Source organism: Streptomyces sp. NPDC002130 (assembly GCF_040296465.1).
Classification (GTDB): Bacteria; Actinomycetota; Actinomycetes; order Streptomycetales; family Streptomycetaceae; genus Streptomyces.
This window is the reverse complement of sequence record NZ_JBEOXI010000459.1, coordinates 1-3472: the sequence shown is the minus strand read 5'-3', so window position 1 is coordinate 3472 and position 3472 is coordinate 1. Positions and strand designations below refer to the sequence as shown.

Sequence of the window (3472 nt, the reverse complement as noted above, 5' to 3'; positions counted from 1 at the left end):
GTGTCGGCGGTCGACAACAACAACACAGTGCTCATGCGGGTGCTCCCGGTGGAATGAAGGGCAGTCCTTGCGGCGCGCCGGACTCGATGAGCACGGGTCAATCTGCCGGGCGGACGAACCGATCTCGGAGGCGACTCACGCGTATGCACGATGTCGACGGTCGTTCGCGACAGTGCACCCAATTCATCGGCGAACAAAACATCTCGAGGAGTCCGGACCGAATACAGCAGTCGAAAGTCTGCGCTTTCCTCAACGCCTTCTCGCGCCGAAGCCATCGAGAACAAGGGCACTACGCCTGAACCCCCAGCGATGAGCTGGACCGGCGATCGATCCGGATCCGCCGGATTCCAGATGAAGTACCGCCCGAGTGGTCCCTGTATCTCCACTTCGTCGCCCTCAGCGAGTTGATGCACCAGGAAAGGCGATACTTCCCCGTCGGGTACCTCATGGACCACCAAGACCACTCGAGTGGACTCACCCGAGGATGCGAGCGAGTATGAACGGGACGCCTGGTAACCATCCGGAGCCGTCAGCCGGAGGTCGAGGTGCGATCCAGCGTCGTTTCCGGGCCAGGTCGGAACATCGAGTTCGAGGCGAACAGCCGAGTCGGCTTCGTAGCGTCGACCGATTACCCGCCCGACGTGCCAGCGGACCAGGGTTGGGTTGGTCATTGGTAACGTTCCTCCCGCCACGGGTCGCCCCGGAGGTGGTAGCCGTTCTGTTCCCAGAAGCCCGGATCATCCGATGGCATCATATCCATTCCGCGTACCCACTTCGCGCTCTTCCAGAAGTAAAGGTGGGGTACGAGCAACCGTGCCGGCCCTCCATGTTCTGCTGAGAGCGGCGAGCCCTGAGCCTCGGTGGCTATCCAAGCCTGCCCGTCGAGGAGGTCTTCGAGAGGAAGGTTGGTGGTGTAACCCCCGAAACTCCGGACCATCGCGTAGTCGTGACTAGTCTCGACGTCTTCGAACAGCCGGTCCAATGACACCCCACGCCACGCCATGCTCAGCTTCGACCAGTGGGTGACGCAGTGAATATCAGTGACGATGTCCTCGACGCCGACACTCAGAAGCTCTGTCCAGTTCCACCGGTGCTTGGTCCCGTCCTCCGTCCTGATCGTAAAACTCCAGTCGTTCTCCTCGACAGCCGGCGTGGGCCCGGCAGTGAGCACCGGCCAGTCATCGACGAGCGTCTGCCCCGGAGGCAGATTCGGGTTACTGGAACCTCGCCGCCCTCCGAAGCCACTATTGATAACTCCCATAATGTGCGCTCCTCAACCTTTCTACGATGTTCGTCGCTGGGATGTTCGCTGGCATGTTGCTTGGACACTATCAACGGCCGGATTCAACCGTTGCGAAACCAGCCTTCGGCTTCGAGGAATCTTGAGACCGTGCACATTACAGAGAACCTCTCCGCCCGCGCCGTGCACGTCGCAATGATTCGCTCGCCGACAGCAATTTTCGCCTCGGGACGAGGTGAACGCTTCCCTCGGCAGCACCGAATTTTCGGTTGGGAAGAAGCTCCGCCCCGCGCGGTTGGTTCGGAGGTAGTTGAATCGAATCGCTCTCACGTGACCGGGACAGCTCCTTGAGCAAGTTTCAGCCGGGTCCACACATTCATGTTAATGATCACCGCCGCGATCTCCGCGACCTCGAGTTCCGTGAAGTGGAGCCGCAACTCGTCGTGAACAGCAGAGAACTGCTGGTGACGAAACAATGTGAGGCCTTCGCAATACGCGAGAGCCGCTCTCTGTGCAGATGAGAACATCGTGCTCTCACGCCAGGAGATGAGATGCGCGGCCAGTGCAGATGAAATGCCAATCTCTGCCGCAATTCGGGTGTGCAGAATAAGGCAGTAGGAGCATGGGTTCAGTTGCGCCACACGCAAACGGAGGAGTTGCAACAGTTTCCGATCCACCGACAATTCAGCCGAGTACCCGAACTGTACTGCCATTTCTTTGGCCAGCTCGTGAAAGGGTGTGAGGTCAGGGTCGAACCGCGTGTTGTCGAACCGGACATTTTCGGACCCTGACATCCAGCCCTCCGCGCTGACCTCAGACACAACGACGCCAATCATTCGTGGCCAGGCCGTTGATCGCTACGGCGCACTGAGATGCCTTCGATGAACGAACCTCGATACCTCGGCGTCGCTTACTTTCCCTCCATAATGGCGATGTCCAACCTGTCTGCGGTTTCGGCCATCCTGACTTCGGCCAGGCGGTACGCCTACGCACATGAGTTGCGAAAAATGTCACCTGGCCCCTGCTCTGCGAACGAAGTTGCGCGGGACTCCACATCATCCCGTCGTGAGAGATGGATGGCTGCCTGATCGTCCATCATGGTCGAAGGTCCCCGCGTCTCTGGAGTTCTATCGACTGCGGCCCGTCGCGGTTGTTCGGGCCAGCCGGTCAGATCTCGTATGGACTCGTAGGTCCATGTCGAAGTCTCCTCCGTGGGTCTAAGTTAACCATGTCGACGCACTCCGCACTCGCTGTCGAATCTCCGTTGCCGGAAAACCATATGCTAACTACACTAGGGAAAGTCAGATGATCACTGCACCGTCGTGCGAACATGTGTTTCCATTCGCGACACTCGCCTCGATCACAGCATCATCTCAGAACAGATCCGGAATAGTTGGACCCAGAAGACCGTTCTAGAACAAGTGGCAGCTATGACGGATCCCTGCAGGAGTAGCCACTTACGTCACAGAAGAGGAGTCCAGTGACCAACGACTACCGTAAGACCTCTGAGGCATTGAGCCGTCTAACCGACATTCAGCGCCGAGTAACACAGGAGGACGGCACCGAGCCTGCGTTCGGCAACCCGTACTGGGACAACCATGAGGCCGGCATCTATGTCGACGTTGTTTCGGGTCAGCCGTTGTTCTCCTCCACGGACAAGTACGACAGCCGGACAGGATGGCCCAGCTTCACCGCCCCTATCGACAATGAGGCCGTCACGACCAAAACGGATCAGAAACTGAGCAGGGCTCGCACCGAGGTGCGTTCCTCAGGTGCCGACAGCCATCTCGGGCACGTATTCAGCGACGGCCCTGAGGCTACCGGCGGCCAGCGTTACTGCATGAACTCGGCCGCTCTGCGCTTCGTCCCAGTCTCACAGCTTGCCAAGGAGGGGTACGGCGAGTTCAGTTCACTGTTCGAGACCGACCACGAGGGGAGACACAGTATGCCAGGCGATATCAAGGACGCTGGAACGATCACACGCGTCTCCGGCATAGAGACGGCCGTTCTAGCCGGCGGCTGCTTCTGGGGTATGCAGGATCTGCTCCGCCGTCAGCCCGGCGTGCTCGCCAGTCGCGTGGGGTACGCCGGTGGGCAGAACGACTACCCGACTTACCGTAATCACCCAGGCCACGCGGCGGCCAGCAGCCGCTCCCGGTACTCGCCGAGCAGGGGGTCGCGGTACGACCGCGGGTGCACGCGGTCGATGGTGAGGTCGAGGCCGATCCGGCC

3 protein-coding genes and 1 pseudogene are annotated in these 3472 nt (G+C 59.9%); 1 reads left to right on the top strand and 3 read right to left on the bottom strand.

Annotated elements, in window-relative coordinates:
- From ABT116_RS40955 to ABT116_RS40945, 3 genes are all read right to left on the bottom strand, one after another.
- The coding region (locus ABT116_RS40955) for an FAD-binding oxidoreductase (protein ID WP_351645250.1) at positions 1 to 671 on the bottom strand (671 nt) is incomplete at its 3' end.
- Positions 668 to 1261, bottom strand: a complete 594-nt coding sequence (locus tag ABT116_RS40950) for a molybdopterin-dependent oxidoreductase (RefSeq protein ID WP_003943768.1) — start codon at positions 1259 to 1261, stop codon at positions 668 to 670. The genes ABT116_RS40955 and ABT116_RS40950, both read right to left, overlap by 4 nt.
- Positions 1262 to 1566: 305 nt before the next feature.
- Positions 1567 to 2061, bottom strand: a complete 495-nt coding sequence (locus ABT116_RS40945; RefSeq protein WP_198402566.1) for a carboxymuconolactone decarboxylase family protein — start codon at positions 2059 to 2061, stop codon at positions 1567 to 1569.
- Positions 2062 to 2720: 659 nt separating this feature from the next.
- Here ABT116_RS40945 and msrB point away from each other — a divergent pair.
- Positions 2721 to 3305 (top strand): annotated as a pseudogene (gene msrB / locus ABT116_RS40940) (peptide-methionine (R)-S-oxide reductase MsrB); the annotation flags it as partial.
- Positions 3306 to 3472: the final 167 nt, after the last annotated feature.

Excerpts from the sequence above, each read along its gene's own strand:
- ABT116_RS40950 (WP_003943768.1), bottom strand. The coding sequence starts at position 1,261 with ATGGGAGTTATCAATAGTGGCTTCGGAGGGCGGCGAGGTTCCAGTAAC.